This is a genomic window from Alteromonas sp. KUL17 (genome assembly GCF_006538305.1).
Lineage (GTDB): Bacteria > Pseudomonadota > Gammaproteobacteria > Enterobacterales > Alteromonadaceae > Alteromonas > Alteromonas macleodii.
The window spans coordinates 60,693-79,930 of record NZ_BJKJ01000011.1 but is presented as its reverse complement, the minus strand read 5'-3'; the positions used below and the strand labels follow the sequence as shown (position 1 = coordinate 79,930).

Here is a 19,238-nt window from a genome sequence, read left to right as displayed (position 1 = left end):
CTGTAGCAGCCCGCAATAATCATCAATCTCACCTTATTGTCTGCTTACCTTCCTTGCTAAAAGAAACGAGATAACATAACATTCGCGACCTCTACAAAACCTGCCAAAGACACGTAATACCTTGCTTATGCTTGATCTTAAAACACCATTTATATTTTCTTTAGTTGCATTATCAGTAAGCGCCGCTGCGCAAAGTGATGAAAGCTCCCTTCAAGGTGCTCATGATGAACTTGAACACATTGAGGTAAAAAGACACTTTCAGCCATACCGTGGTAATGTACCGCTAATCGACACCCCACAAGCAATCGACCGAATTACTGCTGATACCTTAGCGAATGAAGGGATCACGCGTTTCATCGATGCGCTAGATTTTGCGCCCACCATTGTTAGACAAAACAACTCTGGCGGCATGTTCGATAGCTTTGCGATCCGAGGTTTTTCTGGCGATGAAAATAACCCATCGGGTTATTTAATAAACGGCTTCAACGTGCGTGGCTATAGCGGTAATAGAAGCACGGTTAACGTTCAAACTATAGAAGTAATGAAGGGTCCGGGATCAGCCTTATATGGTCAAGGTGAACCTGGCGGTACCATTAACGTTATTACCAAAAAACCTCAGTTCGAAGAGCAAGGCTACATCCAGGGTACCGTAGGTAATTTTGATAAAAAACAAGTAGAGTTCGATTACACGAACGGCATTAATTCAGACATGGCGTATCGCGTTAACGGTTCATACGAAGACTCTGATACTTATCGCGATAACGTGTTTTTCAAGAATTTGAACCTTAACCCTTCATTCATTTGGAACATTTCTGATCACACCAGCTTAAGCTATCAGATGGAAATACTGGATCAGGAAAAGCCGCTTGATCGCGGTGTGTTCATATTAAATAACGACTTTGACGCCGTAGATGCCGAAGACTTTTATGGTGATGTTAGAGACGGAGCCCATGAAGTTAAAGCCTTCGGACATCAGCTAGTGTTAAATCACGAGTTGAATCACAACTGGCATTTACTCAGTGGCTTCGCCTACAGAGACTCTTCTTTTGAAGGGCAGTCTTCAGATACTGAACTGTCAGAAGGCCGTCAGCTTTTGTATACCGATCCATCTATACTTTCAAGGCAACGCAGAACCCGTGACTATCAAGCGCAAGACTTATCACTACGCTTTGAATTAAGTGGCGTGGTAGACGTGGCAGGCTTCGTAAATAATGTCTTGTTTGGTTTGGACTATTACAACTACCACATCGATACAGACTATCGTCGTTGGCGCACTGCGTGGGGGGCGGATGATACCACTTATAGCATCGACCCTGAAAATCCAGACTACACTATTTTCAGACCTGACGTTACGCCCACTACACTCACGGCTGAAAAGCAAAAAGGGCTAGGTTTCTACGCACAAGATGTTATAGAGCTTAGCGAAGCAACCAAGCTTTTAGTTGGCTTTCGCGTGGACAAATTCGAGCAAGACATTCTTAATAAGTTAAGCAATGAAGGGCAAGAACAAGACCAAACGGAAGTGACGCCACGCTTTGGTTTCGTCTATGAAATCAATGATTCTGTAAGCCTTTACACTAGTTATGCAGAAGGTTTCAGACCCAACCCCGGACTTGACTCTGACCGCAACGCGTTTGACCCTGAAGAGACCACCTCTTTTGAGGTAGGAGCTAAGTGGGAAAACATTGCTGATATGTTTTCTGGTAGCGTCGCTATTTTCGATGCTGAAAAGACCAACATGCTTACCGCTGAACCTAACACTGGCTTTTCAGCTACGCTCGGTGAAGTTGAAAGCCAAGGGGTAGAATTTCAGTTAACCACTGACCTTACTTCAGACATTCGCCTTGATATGGCATACGCATACATAAATGCTAAAACCGCTAACGAAGTCAATAACTTGGATTGGGGCGTGCCTATTCCAAAAGGGTCGCGATTAATCAATATTGCCAAGCATTCGGGGTATATCTCGCTTAACCATTTCACCAGCGTATTTGAAAAAGAAGCGTTCTTTGGTGTGACCATGCGTTACGTGGGCGATCGCTTAGGACAAACCACCGATCCAACATTCATTTTGCCGTCTTATACCCTTGTGAACTTAGCAGGGTCGGTGAATATCAGCGATGCACTTTCTATGAGATTTGACGTGAATAATCTGTTCGACAGAGATTATTTTGAGAACTCATACCATCAGCTTTGGACCATGCCGGGCTCTCCGACTAACTACACAGTAAGCGTTAAGTACCAGTTCTAGTAATAAAATCAAACAAGCCGGTGGCTTCGATGTTCCGGCTTGTTTGGTATACATTTCTATTCGCCGTTTTGCACTGGCATTTTCCCTGAGTCACGGTTTTCCCACCCGTGTCCGTTGAACGGGTCTACACCTAGCTGCTGCATAATGTAGGGGAAGTCAACGTTAACCCAATTATCTACAATTTTACCGTCTACCACTTTCCAAAAATCCATATAGCGAATTTCAACTCTTTTACCGGTAGGCTCTATTCCCATAAAGGTTCCAGTGTGAACCGCTTCTTGGCGACCAAACGCAGCGCACCACTCACCTTGTGTGACGCGAGCTTCATCTATACAAACTTTATCAGAAAACGCAGCCTGAAACGGTCGCTGCCAGTTGTCTTGAAACTCTTTTAACCCTTGTTTGAAACCGCAACCTGCATTGCCCATCCAGCGAAAGTTCTCGCTGAAGAAACGGCCCATATTGTCGATATCATGACCATTTAATCCATCGACCATAGCGTCAATGGTATCAATGGTTTCCTGCGTTTTTGACAAGTCGTTGTCTTTTGTAAGAATGCCTTGTTCTGGACGTGAACCTTTCATCTCATATCTCCCAAAAAAGTGTTGAGTACTGCATATTAAAAGCTCTGTTTAAAGAATGCGTAATTGGGGTTTTGAAACAGAGCGTAAAGTAGATATTTAGCGCTAAGAACCAAAACTGGGCTCATCACCCTAGTGATTGCCCAGTTTGCTCAGCGTTTAAAATAGCGCACTGCGCTGCACGTGTTAGTCGAACTTGTACTGTAAGCTTACGCCGTATGTACGCGGGTTATTCCAGTTTGCCTGAATGGAGTTGATAGGCAGCCCATTAAGCACTTGAGACTGAACCACTGCACGAGTAAGCACTTCTTCATCCGTCAGGTTATTTGCAAAGAAATCGACGTTTAAGTTTTCATTTACTTCCCAAGAGATGCGAGCCGTTACCATGGCGTGAGCATCTACTTTTGTTTCAGGAATATTGATATCAAACGCGTAGTGATCGTCAACAAAGTTCACATGAAGATAAGGCGTTAAGTAACCGCCATTTGGCAATGAGTACTCATACCTTGCGCTTAGGCCCAGCGTATAATCTGGCGACATAGCTGGAGAGTAACCCGCAAAGCTAAACTGGCTATTTGGATCGTTTATATCCTGACGGCCATCAACATTGCCTAACCCAAGTAGCGGCTGAAGTTGAGAATTACCTACAGCAAAGTCGTCAGCGAACTCGGCGTTAAGAAGCGCCAAGGTTGCATTTAACGTTAACTCGCTTAGTGGGCGCCATTCCAAATCAGCTTCTAACCCGTAGGTGTCAACCTGACCACCGTTTTCATAGTATTCAAAGGTTGTACTAACGCCAGTAGAAACGCACTGTGCCACGGTTAAGTCAGTTGTTGTGTCGTTACACGATACTGCAAACAGCTGCGCTTTCACGTCATCGTATTGGTTTGCAAAAGCAGAAACGTTAAACCGAACGGTGTTATCGAATAAAAAGCTCTTCAAACCAATTTCGTAAGAAATAACTTCTTCATTGTCGTATAGCGGATCGGCACCACGCGCTACCACCCTCGCGTCGTTAGCACCACCAGTACGATAACCTGTTGCTGCACTGGCATAAACCATCATGTCTTTTGCAACATCTAGCTCGTAAGCTAATTTCCACAATACCGCTGAGTCGTCCCAATCGGGAATTGAATCGCCTGTAAATGTCTTTTCGTCTTTGTTGTAGCGAAGGCCAACCAACAAGCGGTTGCTGTCGTTAAGTTGATAACGAGCTTGGCCAAATACGGCTACAGAGTCGACTTCATGCGGATCGTGATTTGGATTTCCCCACGAAGGAACCGTAATAGAATCTGGCTCACCGTTACCGGTTGTATCCTCACGCCACAGCCATTCCCAATCCGCTTCTTGCGAGAACAAATAAACGCCTGCTATCCAAGAAAACGGGCTATCGCTTTCAACAGACGACAACTGTAGTTCGGTAGAAAACGCTTTTTGATCGTCCTGACGTCCAAAGCCACCAACAAAGTCTAAGCCACCATCGCTGTAGTCGTTATCGTAGAATTGCTCGCCTGACAGTTCAGAATAATTGGTGGTCCACTTTGCGTTTGCCCAGTCCATCGCCCAGTCGAGGGTCAAGGTTGCCGACCATGCTTCTTGGTTATCGAAAGACACCGCATTTCTGTATACATCGTATGGGCCTTCATCATCTCGCTCAGCATCAGCAGGCTGATAAATGTGGCCAGGTGTTACCGTAGCAATAGGGTTGTAAACGCCCGACCCCGGTGAGGTTTCAGAAATTTGATAACCCGCAATTTGTTGGTAACCCCAAATCGCTTCTGAGTTTGCGTCTTTCTTACTATAATCAAGGCGAAGCAATGCAGTAACATCGTCTGAGAATTCGTATTTAGTCGTGTTACGTAAGTAGAATTGGTTCTTTTCACGTAAATCGTCTGACGAGCCCGGCAAGAAATGGTTTTCGATCATGCCGTCATGACGGTCGTGGCTCATGACAAAGCGCGTAGCGGCCTTATCACTTAGCGGCAGGTTTAAAATAGCTTCATAGGCCGAACGGTCATAGCTACCATGAGTAAGTTTCACAGAACCACTGGTATAGCCAAGTTCAGGCTGCTTTGAGATAACGTTGATACTACCTGCAAATGTATTTCTTCCATACAGTGTTCCCTGCGGCCCGCGCAGTACTTCAATGCGCTCAATATCAACGTAAGCCCCTAAGCCACCGGTGGTCGTTGGCACATAAATACCATCCTGGAAAATACCAACAACTTGTTCAGCAATACCTGTACCGGCCACGCCAACTTCGTTGGTACGAGCACCACGCATAGCGGGACGAACTTCACCACCTGAGCTGCCTATTCTTAATCCGGGAACAACGTTTTCAAGACCACTAATATTTTCAATGCCGTTACGCAAAATATCATCTGCACCTAACGCGCTCACAGAAGACGATACTTCCTGCAAATCTTGAGATTGTCGGTTTGCTGTTACTTCAATACGTTCAACGCCCGCTGCTTTAGCTTCGCTGTCAGGGGTTTCTTGTTGGGCGCTAGCGCAAAAACTAACGCTGATTAGAAGTGCACTTTGAATAGCGCGGGAGAGGTATGTTGTATGGTACTTTCGTTGGTCTTGCTTCATCGTGATAGTTCCCGGATTAATAAAACCTTATCTGCAGTAACCTGTTAGTGCCCTGCGTTTATCAAGCCTTTGATGACCCTGCCTGTGACAACATCATACTAGGTTGTTTAATTCTTGGTCTAAACAAACATACAACTCTATTTACTTCGAAGTCAATAAAAATGTTCAAAGATTGTTAATTCATGAATTTTAATTTTTTGTTTAAATACATTGAGAACAAATAAACACATGTAATAAAAGGCTTTATTTATAAACAATGAGCTTTAACAATGACAGCAAAAATAAGATTTCGAAGTATAAATATAGACTTCAAGCCAAAAATGACTGGTAGGATCTGCATAGAAAAATGGCACTCGAATGGATAGAAACCGAATGCTGATGCATGAGTTAAGCATTAGTGAAAAAAGGTAAGAAAGTGCACTTGAGATAGCTTGGGTTATCAGAAAGCCCACCTAGCAAAAACGGACGTTTTGCTAGGTAGCTTCGAGGGAAAATGACGTCAGTCAGTACACCATTTTCAGGTATAAAGCCTTTGGTATTGTTCGATTAACTGTAGGTGGTAGTGCGCGATAAGATATCTAACCCTTGCTGTTTTAACCAATAAGGCACATCCATCAACACCCAGTTTTCCAGTAATTTATCCCCTTTGCGATAGTACACATCGACCACTCGCATGTCGGCACGTATACCCGAAGCAGGCATGCCGAACAAGCCTCCCCCGGCCGTATTCGATAGGTTCGGCCAACCAAAGAAACAAGCAAAATTGCCTTCACTAAAGCGCGCCACATGACCATTAAACACTTTATCTTTCAAACCTTTACGAAAAGGAAATTGATGTTGCTGCTGGTAACGCTCGATAGTAAATGTAGCCCCTATTCCCGCTGGGCCATACCACACCATATCTTCACTCCAGCATTTGGCGAGAAGCTCTGGAGGACAGTTGTCGTTACCCGATTTATTTAAAGAATCTAGGTCTCTTACCATTTCCTCAACCAGCTCAATGGTCTTTTTAGACTCCTTAGGATCTTGCTCTTCAAACAATAAACCGTTGTGATCACATGGCCCTGGATAAACAAACGTATGGCCTGTTTCTACGGGCAAAGGATTAAGCCCAACTTGCTGCATTAGTGCAATTAAGTCGAAGAAAATAGCGTGGCTAACTATCTTATCTTCACGTACTTCAAAAAACTCGGCATACCGTAAAAAAGCCAGTTTGCCCGTACTTCTAATGCCAAGAAATGGCTTGTCGAACAGTCCAGCAAAGTGACCCATCGACATAACCCACTTGCCTTCGCCGGCGCTGTTATCTCCCGCCATGAATACGTCCTCACGGCGCTTCATACGCGTAAAACTCTGTTTTAACGGCTCCCACAACTCTTTCACTAATTCTGCTGGAGTCGAACATTTATCAAACGGATAGCAGGCATAAATCTTTGCATTTTCATCAACATACGATTTCACTACGCCTTTAACATCACTTGCCTCACCTTTGTCAAAAGCGGCTTGATAGGATCTGACAACGGCTTTTTCGCTATTAAAACTCATGACTTACGCCTCTTTGTTTAAAAAATTGTTAATACTGGCCTGAAATAATTAATGACTTCGAAGTCATTATGTATTAGGTTGAATATTATTGTAAATAGAAAGCGCGCTTATTAAGCAGGCAGAGTAAAGAATATGACTGAAAATTTTGGCGTTTTAAACTGGTCTATCTTAGGCGGGTACATCATTGCGAACCTGTTGCTAGGTTTGGTGATTGGTAAAAATATAAAAAATTCCGACGATTTTTATCTCGGTCAAAAACAAACTCCGTGGTGGGCAATAGGTATTTCGGTTATTGCCACTTACGTTAGCGCCATGACGTTTCTTGGGGCACCAGCCTGGGCTTATTCAGAGGGGCTATCCGTTATAGCACTTCATTTGAACTACCCTCTCGTCATCATGGCTGTAATCATATTCTTTTTCCCATTCTTCTATAACGCGGGTGTCGCGTCCATTTACGATTACCAAGAACGGCGTTTCGGCAAGCGTGCCCGCGCCATGGTATCCAGCATTTTTATGCTAAGCCAAATCATGAGCTCAGCAGCTATTCTTTATGCTACCTCTCTTGTGTTGTCGTTCATTACTGGCGTACCTGTAGTGTGGTCTATCGTTATAGTTACTGCCATAGCGCTTATCTACACCATGATGGGCGGCATTACTGCCGTAATTTGGACTGACGTTATTCAGTCAGTGATCTTATTTGTGGGCGCGGGCATCATTATGTACGCCCTGCTTGAAAGCGGCGACACTACGCTATCTTCATCAATGAGCGAGCTTAAAGCTCAGGGTAAATTAAACCCACTTAATTGGGACTTCGACTTTACTGAAGAAACTACAGTGTGGAGCGGCATTATTGCTATGACGCTGTACCACATCACCGTTTACGGCACCAACCAAATGATGGTGCAGCGAACGCTGGCTGCCAAGAATATTGGTGACGCCAAAAAATCTTATTTATTAATGGGTTTCTGCGCGTTCTTCATCTACTTCTTCTTCATTGTACTTGGCGTGTTGTTCTACGACTTTTATCAAGGCAAAACCTTCGAAAACAGCAACACAATCATTTTGCAGTTCGCAACCGATTACGGCTTGCCGGGTTTAATGGGCATTATTGCAGCCGCGGTTATGGCCGCTTCCATGTCTAGCCTAGATTCCTCATTTAACTCGCTATCGACAGTGGCAACTATCGATTTCTACATCAAATACTTCAAGAAAGACGCGTCGGACGCCCATTACCTTAAGGCTTCACGTATTTTCACCTTGTTCTTCGCTGTACTTATTATTTTTCCAGCAATTGGCTACCACCTATTCAGCGAAGGCTCAATTTTAGAAATTTTGTCTAAAGTAGGCTCCTATTTTGTAGGTGCGCAAATGGGCATGTTCTTCTTAGGGTTCTTCTCTAAGCAAACAACCGAAAATGGCCTGATCATTGGCACATTGAGCGGCTTTATTGTTGTGACTTTAGTGGCCTTAAATACAGATATCGCGTGGCCTTGGTACTGCATCATAGGTGCAAGTGCCAACATTGTGGTGTCTATGATTGCTAGTCGCCTTATCGATGGCGTTCAAACCGAATACAACGCTTATACCATTAAAGGGCAGCAGCAACACTTCGCGCGCGAAGGTCTCGATGAGAAAGAGCAAGGATGGTATCGCGTACCCGGCCGCGTAGACCCAATCAACTACATATTGTTTGGGTTCTTCTTACTCACACTCGTGTTCTTATTTTCAATTCAATTTATGTTTTAAAAGCCAAACTCAGCGCTTTTGAGGGAGATTCTATGAGCGAAACATCCATAGCAAAAACGGTGTATTGGCAGCCTCTGCATGACATGCTGGACCCTGCCCGAAGTAAAACGCAAACCTTAGCGGGTTTCGATGAAGAGTTTGTCGACTTAGCAGACTATATTTTGCGCGTAACCCATCGTATTTGGGAGCAGAAAAATATTGGCGCTTGCTACGATTATTATGCTGACTACTGCCCGGTACATACGCTTGGCGGTTATGCTGACAGTGTTGATGTGGTGGTTCAAAATACGTTAAAAACCATTGCCGCCTTCCCTGACAGGTCGCTTATAGGTGAAGACGTTATTTACCGTGAAGAAGCCAACGATGTGTATTATTCGTCGCACCGTATCACCAGTATTATGACCAATAAAGGCCCCTCTGAATTTGGCGCGCCAACAGGCAAAACCGGGCGTGTAACCACCATTGCAGACTGCATGTGCAGAGACAATAAGATTTTTTACGAATGGCTAATGCGAGACAATAGCTTTCTTATCGCTCAGCTTGGTATTGAGCTAGACGATGCTGCAGCGTTTCAAGCCAAGTTTCCTGTTTCGAGCACGTTTACCCAATGGCTAAATGAAGAGTATGCGCGAACATGTGCTAACGAGGCATCGCGCTGGGAAGCATTGCCAGAGCAAGACAAGCCGTGGGGCGACTTTGCCAAATCATGGGCCGACCAAATCTTCAATAAGCGCATGTTCAATAAGCTCTCTGACTTTTATAAACCTAATGCGTCAGTGCAGTGGCCGGGCGGACGCCAAGCCACTGGCAATGCAGCTATTGGCGGCATGTTCATTAAGTACCTGGCCAGTTGCCCAGACGCCAACATGGTAGTAGATCACATTTGCGTTACCCATTACGACGACAATCGCGTGAACATTGCGCTTAGGTGGGGCCTGGCGGGTCATTACAATGCTACACAAAGCAAATATGCGCAGTTTAATCAGCAACCCCATTACATTTTAGGGGCAACTCACTTTGAGATTGAAGACGGTGTAATAGCCAAGGAGTTTACGGTGTTTGACGAAGTAGCAGCGTTGGCAAACCTTATGCGCAAACTACCACAAGCGACGGAGGCATAAGCATGTTAAGCACAATTCAGCAGTTGCTAGAAAAACAAGACACACAAACACTTACCGCTGCCTTGCTTCATTCAAGCCGCTGGTTTTTAGGAGAAAGACTGCACTACGGGCCAATTCAGCAACGGGGTTTAATGGCTAATTGGCTTGATATTACAACGCATTTTGAGACCGTTGAATTATGCGCGAAGGTGCAAAGTGGTGATGTTGAAGCAGGCGTATTTTGTCTTTCATCAGCATCGACCACCACATACTTTATTGCACAATGCGAACATCGCAATGGCGCTATCAAGCAATTGCTTCAATGGGTAGACAGTGCTTCACTAGCGGCACACTACAATACAAAAGAAGCCCCTGGCTATGACAACTCGATGTCGCTACCTTTTTGGCCGGAGCCAGACCCATTACAGCTGAGCGAATTTGACCCTCAACTTCATCTTAAGACAACCCATGCGGGCATTAACGATGTGGTTGCAAGTAACACTAGCGATAAGAGCAAGGCGCTACTGTCGCAATGGTGGCAAGTGTGGCAAGGCTTCGACACGGCTGGCATCAAAGAACTATACAGTGACGCTACCCAAATTAGCGTAAATAGCCAAGTGTTAAACAAAGAAGGTTCCCCTTCAGTCTCGTCTTGGCTGACTCAACTTGAGGGAAAATTACACCGCCGTTATTGCCAGCTTGAGCAAGTAATAGCTAGTGAAAGTAACGCGCTAGTTAAATGGAGAATAGATGCAGACCTGAAGACTGATAACGGTCTAACACGCGTGCGCCTGCCCATCGCAACCATGCTTACGTTTAAAGAGAATAAGATTACTACTGAGTACTGGGTAGTTGATTCTATCGCGTTTGAAAAACGCTTTGGTGCTCCCCTTCCATTCTAATCACCCTTTTTAAGCTAACGTATCAGCTTCCAGTCACTAAAATTTGATACGTTAGAATTTTGCGCCTCTCCGTGTGTAGAGGCGTTTTTTTTGGCTTTCTATTAGTGGTGATTAGAGGTTGAGGGGTTAGTTTTTTTGTGGATGCTTTAGTTTTAAGGGGCAGCTGTAGGCAAGGAGCGGATATTCGTCGTAACTCCTAAATGCATTGCCGAACGCATTATCATGCGGTTAATATTGGCTATCTAGTGATTAAGTGCTTCCAAGGCGTGCTTAGGATCAGCATCTAAGATCTTAAGCAAAGCACGAGCAGGACCTGTTGGATGGCGTCGGCCTTGTTCCCAATTCTCTAGTGTGCGTTTGCTCACCCCCAAAACGTCAGCAAAACGGGTTTGTGTTAACCCCGTTTTTGCGCGAATGGCTTTTACTTGAGGCTCAGCAAATTCAGTTGTACGGGAAGGCTTTGCCTTACCTTTGATGATATCGTCTGCCTGAGACACACTCTCTATCAATTGTTCAAACATGTCATCATTCATTCTGACCACCTCTCTACGATCTTCTTCAGCGTTTTAAGCTGCGTATCTGTCAAATTATCCTGCACATTTTTTGGGTATGCCAACAACATATAAAGTTGGTCGTTGTCGGTCATCCAATAATAGATAACTCTAGCTCCACCACTTTTACCCCTTCCTGCCAGCGCCCAGCGTACCTTTCTAAGGCCACCACTATTTTTAATTAATGAGCCTCTATCTGGCCTGCTAACAAGTGCTTCCTGCAAGTCTTTGTATTCATCATCATTCATCAGCTCTTTTATGAGCTTGGTGAATATAGGTGTTTCAATAATTACCATTCGTTAACTATAACACTAACACCAAAATACGCCAATGGCGTATGCGAATATTTAAAACTCAGCTGACCTTTCCCCCAAAAATAACAAATCGCATTTCGTAGAAGTATGGATAATATCCTTAACTTTCTAGGCATCATTGTAAGCATCTAATGTATCAATCAAAATTGGTGAAATCTCTTAGGCTCACAGCAGAACTTGAGTATCGTTCAGTTTCGTTTTTATTTCTTCCCGCCTAAGAGCATTCATATAGATTCTGAAATAGACAAGGAGCGGAAGTTTAAAATTTAGGCATTAAACTTCCTAGTTGCGCCATTAGCAGACATTTATTCAATACATTACAACAGATTAGATTGATGAGAAATGGTGGGTATAGGGGTCGTTCGCGATTAATTCCGGTCGAAGTTTAAAACTCTTTGACGCTATTTCAGCGCTTTGTATCCTATCTATACGAAAGATTCTAGGTGCATTTCTAAGGTGATCCCATGCAACAATGTACCAAACAGGCCAGGCAAGCATAAGATAGTGAGACTCAATTGTTCTGGAAGAGCATCTCTTGTTTTCCGAAGAATAATTAATATTCAAACAACGTTGCTCAAGAAAGGATTCACATATAGTCTGTGATATATCAATGTGAGTATCTGATGCTTGATATGGCGCTGTGCTCTTAACATTCGTGCTTACAAATATCCGTTTTCGAATTCTGCTTACTCTAAAACGCTGATTTTCAGGAAACGCTTGATATAACTTCTGCTTGATTACTTCCAAATTGTTTGTCATGAAGGGTAAATTTAGTGATTCAATTATTGAGAGTGCCAGTAATAGTTCTATCACCTCCTTATGGCTTAACATAAGCCGCTCAATACCCCACCGACCTACTAAACGAACACCTCCGCCCCGACCTCTATCTGACTCGATGGGGTATCCCTCTTCTTTTAAGCTTACCAATTCACGCATCAAGGTTCGTTGACTAACATCTAAGTGTTCTCGTAAATCTGACGTTGTCCAGTATTGTTCAGAACGAAGAAGCCCAAGCAGCCGACTTCGCCTTGCAACACGATCTTTAAAATTTGTCTTCGCCATAATTTAATGTGCCAGTGAGTGACATATTTACAAATATACTTCAGAACAGCGGCTAGAGTGTAACTTTCAGAAGCACTTACCCCATTACCCCGTATTTTGACAATTGAGCTTATCCACAAGGGAACATTACTAGATGAAGCACTATTACAATTCAATGAGTAGATCAGTTACAACTGATTGGATGTTAAAAGAGCTAGACGTACAACATGAACAAATAAACATTAATTTTTCTGAAGATTCACCTGAATTGCGCGAGCTGCAAACTATCAATCCGATGGGTAAATTGCCAACACTAGTAGATGGCAAAATAGTTGTTACAGAAACAGCTGCGATATGTGCGTATCTTTCTGACAAATATTTGGATAAAAAACTCGCCCCTGCTATCGAGTCTGATCAAAGAGCGAATTATTACCGATACCTACTCATCGCTGGAAATACCATTGAGCCGGCATTAACCTTGGCGGCTTCAAACATCGAGCACCCTAATTCAGCAACAGCTGGATGGGGTGATAAAACGCGAGTATTAGCGACTATCGAAGCGATGACTCCCGAAAGTCGTTGGGCTTTAGGAGATGAATTTACAACCGCAGACATCGTTTTCGGCGGATTGCTAGATTCTATGGTTACTTTTCGAATGCTTGCCCCATCACCTAAGGTAGCTGCATATATTTCTAGAATCCAACAAAGGCCTGCATATAGAGAAACTCATAAGTATTTTGATCAACCGATGCCATAGTAACGTCTTAGTATAGACAATTACCATGTTTCGATGGGAGAACCTCGCGCGCATTTGAGCTTGAAGTATGCGCGTGAAATTCTCGCTATAAACCAAAAATAGCCATCGTCATATCTAGAGCTAGCTATTCAAAGCGACTTAAGATTGAGATGGCTCGACTGACCATAATTTACTCAATCCTGCCGTTTGGAGTTGCATACTTAAACAGCAGCTTAACGTACACAACAGACCGCCAGATTTAATTTAGCTTTCACCGGAAGTGTGTAATACAAGGTGAAGACAGCATGTGCAAATAATCTGAGTTAAAGTGAATTAGTCTCGAATCAATCCGGCTGCTTGATTTTCTCTATCCGTTTTTCAAAACTTGGGTGTGAACTCAACCAACTGTGCTGGTCGTCTGTCTCAGCAGCTAACTTCTCAAAAATGCTAATCATTCCTGAACTATCACCATACACTTCATTCATTTTTTCGTTAGCATAAAAATCGGCTTCAAATTCGGCTTGCTGAGAGTAACCTTGATTTAGCCCAAGTATTGCTCCCTGCATTATTATGTCTGAAACCGCAGAGACATCGCCAAATACTATAGTCAAGCTAACGAAAACAATTGAAGAACCCACCAGAGACTCCATAACATGGTTATGTCTGACGTGACCAATTTCATGAAGCATGACTGCGCGCAGTTCTTGCGGATTTTCAGAAAGAGTCACCATACTGTCAGTAATAATAATTGTGCCGTTTGCCAACGCCATGGCATTTGCTTTTCCACCCCACTGTCTGAATTCAAGCTTGTAATCTCGATTGCCGTGCGTGTCTTCCTTGAGTAATGATTTGAAGAGAGCCCGTATTTCTTCTTGCTCTGATAGGCTTATTTGAGAAGCTTTGAACTCTGAGTTATCTAATTCTTGTAAGCTACTTTCGTCAATAACTTGGTAGATCTGATCGGGTAACGACTCGGATATTTTTTCCGAAAAATAGGGCACACCTTTGGTGTAAAACTGATATCCACTAAGCAACACAATGATTATTGTGGCCGAGAAAATTAAAAACCATTGTGCTCGTTTAGTCGTCTGAGATTGTTTGATTCTGCTTTGAATTGTTGAGCTCATCTAATATTTCTCGCATCACATCAATGTTGTATTGCCTAACTATCTTTTGGCTATTAAATAATTGAGGTAATTCAACAACGCATACGAAAATTATCAATACCCAACCATGATAGGGAATTAGTGCAAGACCAATTAGCATTAATACTAAATTCACGACACCGCGAGCAACTTTGCCCAGATAGAAATGATGCAAACCAGCTGCAAAAAAATAGTTAAGTACAGCGTAAGTGTCCGGATCTTTGACCAGTTGATCTTCAAGCTGATAATACTGCTTTCTTAATTCAGGACTAAGTTGTGCAGCCTTGCTTCTAAGTGTTTCTTCTTGCTCTCTGAATGCTAAATCGTCCATGACGTTACCTTAACGGATCTGGTTTTACCGTAATACAATCAGGATCATTACACCGTCGGATACGAGAACAACCGAGATAAATGCCTTTCATTACACCGTACTTTTCAATTGCTTGGTGCGTGTATTCGGAACACGTTGGAGTAAAGTTGCAGCTTATATTGAAATGAGCTTGGGAACCGCCATTCGCTTGGTATCGGCGAATGGCTGAAAGTGCGACGCGTTTAAACACGTTTACGGCCGAGAGTTAAAATAACAGCTTCTCGGCTCCAGAATAACAAAAATCGTTTATTTTCGATAACTTGGAAAACAAGCTGCCAGCCATCTTGCGCTTCCATATTAAGCGTTGCTTCAAGCTTTTTGAGAGGCAATCCGCTGGAACCAAGTAATAGTGTTCCACAACCGCCTTCTACCACGTGAGTTACTTTGTATTCATCATATTGAGTCATAACATCTTCCCTGAATTTTTATAATTAACAAAGAATTACCATATAACAATCGAAATAGAGCGGCAATAGTTAAATATCTTCCGAGCTAAATATTTGTGGATTGACTTATTTTGGTCTTCATAATGCGCTCTCGCTTGATAAAAAGGTATACGCTCGTATTTTTACGCCTTATCAAACGTCTCGCGCAGTGCTTTGGCGCCACTTAACATAAAACCGTGGTCAGAACCTAATAAGAATAGAGAAACACCTTTTTCTTTCCAGTAGGCCAGCTCTTCTAAATTACCCACGAACATACCCGTAGCCTTTCCTGCCCTGTGGCTTACTTCAACTAAGTGCTCAACCGCTTGTTTAACTTTTGGGGCGTCTGCACTGGTTTCGCCAAGTGCTACGGTTAAATCCATTCGACCTATAAACAAGCAATCGACACCGTCAACGTGTGCAATGGCTTCTATGTTGTCAATTGCGTCTAAATCTTCAAGCTGGGCAACAATACTAACGTTTTTGCCCGCCTCTAAATTTTCACTCAGTGGCTTTGTTGTGTAGCCTGCAAATCGGCTTGAACCTGCATAGCCTCTTCCGCCTGCACCGTAGTGGCAATGTCTGACGATAGCACTTAACTGTTCCGCCGTTTTCACATGTGGCACAACCACACCGTCTGCGCCCATATCCAGCACATTTAGCAGTGTTTCTGGGGCATCGTTTGGTGTTCTTACTAGAACAGGCATGTTCCCTGCCCTTGCCGCAAGAATGCAGGTGTCTAAATCCTGTCTTGAAAATGGTGCATGCTCAGCATCTAAACACAATACATCCATGCTAGCGTGCGCCAATACTTCAATTACATTGTAATGGGGCGTTTTTATGAACGTACCCAAAAGACTTTGCTTGTTTTTAAGCGCTTGTTTAAGCATGTGCTGCACCTCCGAAAAAGTTATACAAATGCAGGTTCACTTGTGCGCTTTGCTCAAGCATTGCGAAATGCCCCGCGTCTTCAACCAGCACCAATTCGCTATTTGCGGCCAGGTTATGCATTCTTTGCTGCTCTGATGGCGGGCAAAGCACATCGTTGCAACCGCCAATTATCAGCATTGGATGTGCGCAATTAGCTAACAGTTCGCTAGCGTCCGGGCGTGTTGCAAGAATTTCGAGCTGGGCTTTATAACGCTCAATTCCCGTATCCTGCGCCATCTGAGCAATTAGTTTCATTAATGCTTCATTGGGTTTATGTAGATATACATTGCTAAACTGATCGTGAATAAGCGTGTCTAAACCATGCGAAACGGCATAGTTTAGATGCTCGCTTCTGGCTAATCGCCCTTGAGGTTTGTCTGCATGTGCATTGCTGTCTAGCAATGCTATTTTTTCAATTCGCTCGGGAACGCGCGCTAAAAGTTCAAACGCCACCATACCGCCCATTGAAAAGGCGCAAATGCTGAATGGCTCGCCTTCATCAAAAAGGCGTAACGCGTGACTGGCAACATCGCTCAGGTTGTCATGCTGGTCATACTCTAAGGTAATGCACTGATGACCAGCATTGGTTAAGGTCGTTATTTGGCTGGTAAAAACGTTTCCGTTACAAAGGGTTCCGGGTATAAATAATAGTTTACTCATTATCTCTTGGCGCAGCGGCCACTGAGTTTCCTTCAATGAGCTTGCCCGGCCAGTAACGTGTCTCTGGCGGTATATCAGGGCTCTCAATTAAGTTAACCAGGGTTTCTACTGCTGCTTTTGTCATAAAATAGGTTGGCTGACTTACGGTCGTCAGCTGGTAGCTGTGCCATGAAGAAGCACTGATACCATCAAACCCAACAACTGAAATATCTTCAGGTACCCGTAAATTCAGGTTTTCCCGTATTTCGTCAATGGCACCAATTGCCATTGTGTCGTTGGCACAAATAATTGCAGTAGGAAGCGCATTTTTTTCGGCATAAGCACTTAAGCACTCTCTCGCCGAGTCATAGCTGTAGTCGCCATAAACCACGTTAGTGTCGGTAAATCCATGAGATAGTAAGGCATTCCTTGCACCACTTAACCTTGCGCGGGCCACATCAGAATCTTTTGGGCCAGCCATAATTAAGAAGTGCTGATGATGATGGCTAACTAGAATATCCACCAACATGCGAAGGCCTTGGTCATGGTTACAACATACCGAGCTTACACTGTGATCAGGAAGCTCACGGTTATACAACACCACTGGAATATTGTGTTTAGCAAACTGCGTGACACTGTCGGGTTCGAAGTGCGCTGTAAGCGCAACTACGCCGTCGACCTGGTACGCTAATATTTGCTCAATAACCGTTTCTAGCTGCTCTGCGTCATCAAGTGTGAATAACAGCACCCGCTTGTTTTTCTCAGCAATGTGTTTATTTAGCTGTGCCAACACTTCGGGGAAGTTCACATTAGCTCGCGATGAAATAATTACCGCAATCATGCCCGTGCTTTGGTTTATCAACATGCGTGCAATGGCGTTAGGTTTGTAACCTAACTCCTCTGCGGCTTTTAGCACTTTTTCACGGGTTTTCTTAGATACGCTAACGCCCGGGCGATATACCCGCGACACTGCCGACTGAGAGACTCCTGCTGCATGGGCAACGTCATATGACGTCACCCTATTTTTTTTATTCAATTATTTTTTTCCGTAACGACGTAATCGAATGTCAGCCTGTTCTTTGTGACCTGCAAAACCTTCAATCGCACATAAACGTGAACAATACTCGCCAACCATCACTGAGGCTTCTTCCGTAACGCGCTGGTATGTACAGGTTTTTAAGAATTTACCAACCCATAGACCCCCAGTATAACGACCTGCGCCCTTCGTGGGTAGAGTGTGGTTTGTACCAATACATTTGTCGCCGTAAGACACATTGGTTTCAGGGCCTAAAAACAGTGCACCGAAGTTACGCATGTTCTTTTGAAAGTACGGCACGTCTTTCGTCATAATTTGAACGTGCTCAAATGCTAGGTCGTTAGCGACCTCTAACATTTCATCATAGGTGTCGCATACAATGACTTCACCGTAATCTCGCCATGCGACAGAGGCCACATCTGCAGTAGGTAAAATAGTTAACTGGCGCTCTACTTCGGCCATGGTATCTTTACCCAGTTGCTCGCTGTTGGTAAGCAACACGGCCGGAGAATTAAGCCCATGCTCAGCCTGCCCTAGCAAATCCGCCGCACATAATTCGCCATCAACACTGTCGTCAGCAATGACTAACGTTTCTGTTGGACCCGCAAAAAGATCAATACCGATGCGCCCGAACAATTGGCGTTTTGCTTCGGCCACAAAGGCATTGCCCGGCCCAACAATCATACTTACCGGTTCAATAGTATCAGTGCCCACAGCCATAGCGGCAATCGCCTGTACACCACCAAAGGTATATATTTCATCAGCACCGGCTAAGTCCATGGCTACAATTACCGCTGGTGCGGGTTTACCCTGAAACGGAGGAGTAGCAGCAATAACCCGTTTCACACCAGCCACCTTTGCCGTAACAATGCTCATGTGTGCTGAAGCCACCAGCGGATACTTACCACCGGGTACATAACAACCCACACTATCTACAGGAATATTTTTGTGGCCAAGCACTACACCGGGCAGCGTTTCAACTTCAACGTCTTTCATTGACTCACGCTGAATGGTCGCAAAGTTTCGAACTTGTTCCTGCGCCCATTTGATATCGCTAATCTCTTGTTCGGTTAACTGCTCATAACATGCGTCAATTTCTTCACGACTCAACCTAAAAGACTCCGGAGTCCATTTATCAAACTGACCAGAATATTGCGAAACAGCTTCGTCTCCACGTCTTTCAATATCGCTAATTATATTTTCAACTATCTCTTTAACTTTCTGATTATCAACTGCTTTTTCTTCAGCCTGCTTGCCTTGCTTCAAGTACTTGATCACGGTCTATTCCTCTACAAAGGTGAATGAGATGTTACATTAATCGAACAAATATT

19 protein-coding genes are annotated in these 19,238 nt (G+C 43.9%); 5 read left to right on the top strand and 14 right to left on the bottom strand.

Annotation, left to right across the window (positions count from 1 at the left end):
• The first annotated feature begins 127 nt into the window (after positions 1–127).
• Complete coding sequence (locus KUL49_RS11505; protein ID WP_131137360.1) at positions 128–2,251, top strand: TonB-dependent siderophore receptor; 2,124 nt, start codon at positions 128–130, stop codon at positions 2,249–2,251.
• Between the two features lie 56 nt (positions 2,252–2,307).
• Here KUL49_RS11505 and KUL49_RS11500 read toward each other — a convergent pair whose 3' ends face one another.
• The 3 genes from KUL49_RS11500 to KUL49_RS11490 all read right to left on the bottom strand — a co-directional run bounded on the left by KUL49_RS11500 (position 2,308) and on the right by KUL49_RS11490 (position 6,972).
• Complete coding sequence (locus KUL49_RS11500; protein WP_131137359.1) at positions 2,308–2,835, bottom strand: ester cyclase; 528 nt, start codon at positions 2,833–2,835, stop codon at positions 2,308–2,310.
• 183 nt (positions 2,836–3,018) lie between these two features.
• A complete protein-coding gene (locus KUL49_RS11495) occupies positions 3,019–5,427 on the bottom strand; it encodes a TonB-dependent receptor (protein ID WP_014950639.1) in 2,409 nt (802 codons plus the stop codon).
• Between the two features lie 546 nt (positions 5,428–5,973).
• Entirely contained in the window at positions 5,974–6,972 is a 999-nt protein-coding gene (locus tag KUL49_RS11490) for an ester cyclase (RefSeq protein WP_131137358.1), read from the bottom strand.
• Between the two features lie 132 nt (positions 6,973–7,104).
• On the opposite strand from KUL49_RS11490, the gene KUL49_RS11485 reads away from it, so the two are divergent.
• From KUL49_RS11485 to KUL49_RS11475, 3 genes are read left to right on the top strand one after another with little or no spacing between them, the layout of a single operon-like run.
• Complete coding sequence (locus KUL49_RS11485; protein WP_014950641.1) at positions 7,105–8,718, top strand: sodium:solute symporter; 1,614 nt, start codon at positions 7,105–7,107, stop codon at positions 8,716–8,718.
• 32 nt (positions 8,719–8,750) lie between these two features.
• Positions 8,751–9,839, top strand: a complete 1,089-nt coding sequence (locus KUL49_RS11480; protein ID WP_131137357.1) for a nuclear transport factor 2 family protein — start codon at positions 8,751–8,753, stop codon at positions 9,837–9,839.
• 2 nt (positions 9,840–9,841) lie between these two features.
• Positions 9,842–10,720: a nuclear transport factor 2 family protein gene (locus KUL49_RS11475; protein ID WP_131137356.1), complete on the top strand. Its 879-nt coding sequence runs from the start codon at positions 9,842–9,844 to the stop codon at positions 10,718–10,720.
• A 242-nt stretch (positions 10,721–10,962) separates the two neighbouring features.
• On the opposite strand, the gene nadS is transcribed toward KUL49_RS11475, so the two are convergent.
• The 3 genes from nadS to KUL49_RS11460 form a co-directional block, all read right to left on the bottom strand.
• Positions 10,963–11,253 (bottom strand): NadS family protein, encoded by a 291-nt coding sequence (gene nadS / locus KUL49_RS11470; protein ID WP_131137355.1) that lies wholly within the window; start codon positions 11,251–11,253, stop codon positions 10,963–10,965.
• Positions 11,250–11,567: a type II toxin-antitoxin system RelE/ParE family toxin gene (locus tag KUL49_RS11465; RefSeq protein WP_131137354.1), complete on the bottom strand. Its 318-nt coding sequence runs from the start codon at positions 11,565–11,567 to the stop codon at positions 11,250–11,252. The genes nadS and KUL49_RS11465 overlap by 4 nt, the downstream gene beginning before the upstream one ends.
• Before the next feature lie 345 nt (positions 11,568–11,912).
• Positions 11,913–12,647, bottom strand: a complete 735-nt coding sequence (locus KUL49_RS11460; protein ID WP_131137353.1) for a YafY family protein — start codon at positions 12,645–12,647, stop codon at positions 11,913–11,915.
• A 133-nt stretch (positions 12,648–12,780) separates the two neighbouring features.
• Here KUL49_RS11460 and KUL49_RS11455 point away from each other — a divergent pair, with 133 nt between their 5' ends.
• The gene (locus KUL49_RS11455; RefSeq protein WP_131137352.1) at positions 12,781–13,383 is read left to right on the top strand and encodes a glutathione S-transferase family protein; all 603 of its coding nucleotides are present in this window, start codon (positions 12,781–12,783) and stop codon (positions 13,381–13,383) included.
• A gap of 323 nt (positions 13,384–13,706) precedes the next feature.
• Here the strand turns inward: KUL49_RS11455 and KUL49_RS11450 are convergent, their stop codons facing one another.
• The 8 genes from KUL49_RS11450 to hisD all read right to left on the bottom strand — a co-directional run bounded on the left by KUL49_RS11450 (position 13,707) and on the right by hisD (position 19,185).
• The gene (locus KUL49_RS11450) at positions 13,707–14,489 is read right to left on the bottom strand and encodes a M48 family metallopeptidase (RefSeq protein ID WP_131137351.1); all 783 of its coding nucleotides are present in this window, start codon (positions 14,487–14,489) and stop codon (positions 13,707–13,709) included.
• Positions 14,443–14,838 carry a TM2 domain-containing protein gene (locus KUL49_RS11445; protein ID WP_131137350.1) on the bottom strand — a complete coding sequence of 132 codons (396 nt, stop codon included), beginning with the start codon at positions 14,836–14,838 and terminating at the stop codon, positions 14,443–14,445. The genes KUL49_RS11450 and KUL49_RS11445 overlap by 47 nt, the downstream gene beginning before the upstream one ends.
• 4 nt (positions 14,839–14,842) lie before the next feature.
• Complete coding sequence (gene yidD / locus KUL49_RS11440; RefSeq protein WP_131137349.1) at positions 14,843–15,067, bottom strand: membrane protein insertion efficiency factor YidD; 225 nt, start codon at positions 15,065–15,067, stop codon at positions 14,843–14,845.
• A complete protein-coding gene (locus tag KUL49_RS11435) occupies positions 15,060–15,284 on the bottom strand; it encodes a DUF4177 domain-containing protein (protein ID WP_131137348.1) in 225 nt (74 codons plus the stop codon). The genes yidD and KUL49_RS11435 overlap by 8 nt, the downstream gene beginning before the upstream one ends.
• A gap of 161 nt (positions 15,285–15,445) precedes the next feature.
• Positions 15,446–16,192, bottom strand: a complete 747-nt coding sequence (locus tag KUL49_RS11430) for an HpcH/HpaI aldolase/citrate lyase family protein (RefSeq protein WP_131137347.1) — start codon at positions 16,190–16,192, stop codon at positions 15,446–15,448.
• Positions 16,185–16,892 carry an alpha/beta fold hydrolase gene (locus tag KUL49_RS11425; protein ID WP_131137346.1) on the bottom strand — a complete coding sequence of 236 codons (708 nt, stop codon included), beginning with the start codon at positions 16,890–16,892 and terminating at the stop codon, positions 16,185–16,187. Before KUL49_RS11425 ends, KUL49_RS11430 begins: the two co-directional genes overlap by 8 nt.
• Positions 16,885–17,907: a LacI family DNA-binding transcriptional regulator gene (locus KUL49_RS11420; protein WP_131137345.1), complete on the bottom strand. Its 1,023-nt coding sequence runs from the start codon at positions 17,905–17,907 to the stop codon at positions 16,885–16,887. Before KUL49_RS11420 ends, KUL49_RS11425 begins: the two co-directional genes overlap by 8 nt.
• Entirely contained in the window at positions 17,908–19,185 is a 1,278-nt protein-coding gene (gene hisD, locus KUL49_RS11415; RefSeq protein WP_131137344.1) for a histidinol dehydrogenase, read from the bottom strand. It lies immediately after the preceding gene.
• Between the last annotated feature and the right edge of the window lie 53 nt (positions 19,186–19,238).

Bases quoted from the DNA above. Each gene is read 5' to 3' on its own strand.
- KUL49_RS11460 (WP_131137353.1), bottom strand. From the start codon at position 12,647: ATGGCGAAGACAAATTTTAAAGATCGTGTTGCAAGGCGAAGTCGGCTG.
- KUL49_RS11480 (WP_131137357.1), top strand. From the start codon at position 8,751: ATGAGCGAAACATCCATAGCAAAAACGGTGTATTGGCAGCCTCTGCAT.
- KUL49_RS11450 (WP_131137351.1), bottom strand. From the start codon at position 14,489: ATGAGCTCAACAATTCAAAGCAGAATCAAACAATCTCAGACGACTAAA.
- nadS (WP_131137355.1), bottom strand. From the start codon at position 11,253: ATGAATGATGACATGTTTGAACAATTGATAGAGAGTGTGTCTCAGGCA.
- KUL49_RS11500 (WP_131137359.1), bottom strand. From the start codon at position 2,835: ATGAAAGGTTCACGTCCAGAACAAGGCATTCTTACAAAAGACAACGAC.
- KUL49_RS11505 (WP_131137360.1), top strand. From the start codon at position 128: ATGCTTGATCTTAAAACACCATTTATATTTTCTTTAGTTGCATTATCA.
- KUL49_RS11425 (WP_131137346.1), bottom strand. From the start codon at position 16,892: ATGAGTAAACTATTATTTATACCCGGAACCCTTTGTAACGGAAACGTT.
- KUL49_RS11485 (WP_014950641.1), top strand. From the start codon at position 7,105: ATGACTGAAAATTTTGGCGTTTTAAACTGGTCTATCTTAGGCGGGTAC.
- KUL49_RS11495 (WP_014950639.1), bottom strand. From the start codon at position 5,427: ATGAAGCAAGACCAACGAAAGTACCATACAACATACCTCTCCCGCGCT.
- KUL49_RS11430 (WP_131137347.1), bottom strand. From the start codon at position 16,192: ATGCTTAAACAAGCGCTTAAAAACAAGCAAAGTCTTTTGGGTACGTTC.
- KUL49_RS11465 (WP_131137354.1), bottom strand. From the start codon at position 11,567: ATGGTAATTATTGAAACACCTATATTCACCAAGCTCATAAAAGAGCTG.
- KUL49_RS11455 (WP_131137352.1), top strand. From the start codon at position 12,781: ATGAAGCACTATTACAATTCAATGAGTAGATCAGTTACAACTGATTGG.
- KUL49_RS11445 (WP_131137350.1), bottom strand. From the start codon at position 14,838: ATGGACGATTTAGCATTCAGAGAGCAAGAAGAAACACTTAGAAGCAAG.
- KUL49_RS11490 (WP_131137358.1), bottom strand. From the start codon at position 6,972: ATGAGTTTTAATAGCGAAAAAGCCGTTGTCAGATCCTATCAAGCCGCT.
- KUL49_RS11435 (WP_131137348.1), bottom strand. From the start codon at position 15,284: ATGACTCAATATGATGAATACAAAGTAACTCACGTGGTAGAAGGCGGT.
- KUL49_RS11475 (WP_131137356.1), top strand. From the start codon at position 9,842: ATGTTAAGCACAATTCAGCAGTTGCTAGAAAAACAAGACACACAAACA.